We start from the raw sequence: 2,971 nt of genomic DNA, 5'->3' as shown, positions 1-2,971 counted from the left end.
GCTTTTATGTTGTTTGTAGGGAAAGCAGTTGTTTTTATTTTTTAACAAAGAACTAAATTTATAAATCATGAAAATGGATAAGAAGAATCAAAAAATGGAAAATTCAGAATTTCATAAATTTTTCATAGATGAATTGAAAGACATTTACTGGGCAGAACAACATTTACTAGAAGCTTTACCTAAGCTACAAAAAGCATCTACAAGCAAACAACTGGCTATGGCTTTTGAGAAACATGCTAAGGAAACCCAGAAACAAATAAAAAAAGTAGAACAAGTATTTGAAATCCTTGGAGAAAAAGCAGAACCTAAAAAATGTGAAGCTATGGAAGGTTTACTTAAAGAGGCAGACAGTATTATTGAAGATACAGATAAAGATACTTTTACCCGTGATGCCGGATTGATATTAGCTGCACAAAAAGCCGAACATTATGAAATAGCAACTTACGGAACATTACGAATTTTTGCACGGCATATGGGACATGAAGAAGTCGAAAAATTACTTGAAGAAATACTTCAGAACGAAAAAGGCACAGATGCTTATTTGACAAAAATAGCAGAAGATTCTGTTAACGAAAGGGCTATGAAAGAATAATATATCCTTTATATCATTTGAGAAAACAACAGATTAGAGGTAAAGTCTAGTTTGTTGTTTCTTATTCTAAATTTTATTCGTGATTTAGAAAATGCTTTGATCATGTTATCTAGTAATAAAAAACATACCAGAATATATTAAATAGATATTCAAATCAGATTTTAAGAGCTGATCACTTTTTTATATATCTCATTATTTTATTGTTTTATAAATTGGGGTTTTTAATTAAGAAAAGTAATAACTTTCATTGAACTTGCGATGTATACTAAAAAAGAATTATCTTTGTAGCAGATATTGATTTGATGAATGTTTATCATTTTTTGTTACTCATTTGTTACTCGACATCTAAAGTTTGACATTAAAGCGTTATATATCAAACAAGAATAAACCATGGGGCTGACTGGCTTTGACAGCGAGATGAAATGGTTTGTAAGCATGCAGTGCATAGTCGGCTGGCACTATAATCTCAGACGTCAAAAATTTAACTGGCAATAACAATTACGCTCTTGCTGCTTAATCGAAGTATAGTAGATTCTAGCTTAATCCTTGCACAGGTGTGAGGACAAGACATCACCCGGAAGCTGTGGCTTCGAAGCGTGCCGATCAGGTGGTGCAGACAAATCGGAGATAGGATAAGGGAGGCTTTGGCCTTTATCTAAACCTAAAGAAGCTAAGGTCTGAGTTGGTGGCTTCGGTCTTGCTCATTCACGAAAATCTAAGCGGAGATAAGCATGTAGAAAGCAAATTAGTTCCTTGTTTGGACGAGGGTTCAATTCCCTCCAGCTCCACTTTTTGAAGTTCAAAAAAATCCAAATCCGTATAAACAGTTGATTTATACGGATTTTTCTTTTTTAAGCAATCCATAATAATCCGTTAAAATCCATATTTCAGGTGACCTCTGAGGTGACCTGAGGGAAAAATAAAAAAGGTCACCTAGGAGGTATTTAATAGTCTATAAAACAAAAGTTTAACAACGTTTAGCTTTTAGTGAAAAACGGACTGTTTTATATCAGATAGGTGACCTTTTTTGATGTGTTTTTACCTATCCTATAATAAAGCAGTTCAAAATAACTAGAAATACATACTGATGAAAAAGCTAACACCTTGATAAATTGATAGTTCAATTCTTGTTTTTTAGATATAATACTTAAGTTTAATTAGTTGATAATTAGAAAATTATCAAAATATATCAGAATGAATTTATAAGTATTAATTTAAACGGATTTGTATAATGGAAACATTAAAAACATTTGGAACAAGCTTTATTATCAAAAAACAAAAAGCTGACAAAGAAAGTAAATCACCTATCTATATGAGAATTACAGTAGATGGTAAGCGTATCGAATTCTCCACAAAAGAATGGATCGAAGAAAAGAAATGGTTGAACGGAAGACCAATTGGAAACACTCCTATTGCTAAGAGTGTGAATAATGTATTAGATGCTTACAGCAGCAAAGCGAGAGAATGTTATCATTATTTAATTGATAGGTCTGAAAATATCACTCCTCAGAAAATTGCCGATATGATGAGAGGTCGTAAAACTACAGATAAATCTTTGTTATGGTTATGTGATAAATACATTGATAATATATCTAATTTGGTTGATAATGGCTATGCTGATGCTACACTCACACGTTACCAAACCACTAAAAGGCATATAGAAGCCTTTTTGAAAAAGAAGTATAAAAAAGATGATATTCTTATTACAGAATTAAGTTATGACTTTATATCTGATTTTGAGATATACTTCAAACGTACAAGAAAATGCAACCATAATACTAGCATGAAATATCTCAAGAACCTGAAAGCAATAGTCAATCTTGCTGTTAAAAACGATTGGCTGGATAAAGACCCATTCAGAAAATTCACTTGCAGAATAGAGCCTGTAGAAAGAGGTTATTTGACAGAAGAAGAGATTTTGAGAATCTACGAAAAAGATATATCAATAGAACGTTTGGCTATTATTCGTGATGCTTTCATACTAGCCTCATACACGGGATTGGCTTATATTGATATAAAACAACTTCGGAAAGAAAATATAGAAAAGGGTGTAGATGGACAGAAATGGATATTTATAAATCGAGGTAAAACCAATATTCCATCAAAAATTCCATTAATGCCTATTGCAGAAAGAATAATATCTAAATACGAGACAAAAGAATATTGTAAAAAATCAGGTTATATTATTCCTGTTCCATCCAATCAGAAAGTTAATGCGTACTTAAAGGAAATTGCCGATTTAGCAGAGATTTCAAAGAATCTCACATTTCATCTCTCAAGGCACTCGTTTGCCACCCTAGCCCTAAGTTACGGCATATCCATAGAGTCTGTAAGTAAAATGTTAGGGCATAATCAAATCAGAACAACACAGATATATGC

2 protein-coding genes and 1 other RNA gene are annotated in these 2,971 nt (G+C 32.1%); all 3 read left to right on the top strand.

Features of this window, described 5'->3' with window-relative positions; genetic code table 11:
• Positions 1 to 73: 73 nt before the first annotated feature.
• Complete coding sequence (locus JGH11_RS19600; RefSeq protein ID WP_236264242.1) at positions 74 to 592, top strand: ferritin-like domain-containing protein; 519 nt, start codon at positions 74 to 76, stop codon at positions 590 to 592.
• A 392-nt stretch (positions 593 to 984) separates the two neighbouring features.
• Positions 985 to 1,383: a transfer-messenger RNA gene (gene ssrA / locus JGH11_RS19595) on the top strand.
• 440 nt (positions 1,384 to 1,823) lie between these two features.
• A partial coding sequence (locus tag JGH11_RS19590) for a site-specific integrase (protein WP_201114586.1) occupies positions 1,824 to 2,971 on the top strand: 1,148 nt, incomplete at its 3' end.

This window comes from Dysgonomonas sp. Marseille-P4677 (genome assembly GCF_016652235.1).
Classification (GTDB): Bacteria; Bacteroidota; Bacteroidia; order Bacteroidales; family Dysgonomonadaceae; genus Dysgonomonas.
Note: the sequence above shows the minus strand (reverse complement) of the source record. Positions and strands in the feature narration are given on the sequence as shown.